The sequence below is a fragment of the Nguyenibacter vanlangensis genome (assembly GCF_013376155.1).
GTDB lineage: Bacteria > Pseudomonadota > Alphaproteobacteria > Acetobacterales > Acetobacteraceae > Gluconacetobacter > Gluconacetobacter vanlangensis.
The window spans coordinates 1-657 of the sequence record NZ_JABXXP010001135.1; the positions used below are offsets into that span (position 1 = coordinate 1).

Here is a 657-nt window from a genome sequence, read left to right on the forward strand (position 1 = left end):
CCCGCGGAGCGACCCGGCCCAAGGCGGGCGGCGGCATGGCCCTGGCCGGGATCGGTCCGGGAATCGCGGTGCATTTCGCCGGATGCTGCCATCCGCTGCCGGGCGACAGGATCGTGGGTATCGTCGCGACGGGCAAGGGGATCACCATCCACACGGCGGGCTGCCAGACCCTGGAAAGCTTCGCCGCGACGCCCGAGCGCTTCATGGACGTGGACTGGGATTACGACCTGATCGGCCGCGGCAGTTCCGAGCCGCATGTCGGCCGGCTGAGCGTGATCGCGGCCAACGAGCCGTCGGTGCTGGCGACCCTGACCAACACGGCGTCGAAGCACGAGGGCACGGTGGTCAATCTGCGCATCGTGAACCGCCAGCTCGATTTCATGGAGATCCTGGCGGACATTGAGGTCCGCGACCTGCGTCACCTGTCCTCGGTCATCGCGGCGCTGCGCGCAGCGAACGGGGTCGTCCAGGTCGAGCGGTCCAAGGGATGAGCCTGATCGGGATCGGTTCGGACCTCTGTGACATCCGGCGGATCGAGCGGGTGATCGCCCGGCATGGCGAGCGCTTCCTGGACCGCGTCTTCACCCAGGCCGAGCGCAGGCGCGCCGAGCGGCGGAACGGCCAGGCGCGGCTGGGCGCCTATGCCAAGCGCTGGGC

At 69.7% G+C, this 657-nt stretch carries 2 protein-coding genes; both read left to right on the forward strand.

The window, feature by feature from the left end:
- Positions 1-491, forward strand: a 491-nt coding sequence (locus HUK84_RS21705; protein ID WP_176641982.1) for an ACT domain-containing protein, incomplete at its 5' end; no start/stop codon positions are given.
- The coding region (locus HUK84_RS21710; RefSeq protein ID WP_176641983.1) for a 4'-phosphopantetheinyl transferase superfamily protein at positions 488-657 on the forward strand (170 nt) is incomplete at its 3' end. The genes HUK84_RS21705 and HUK84_RS21710, both read left to right, overlap by 4 nt.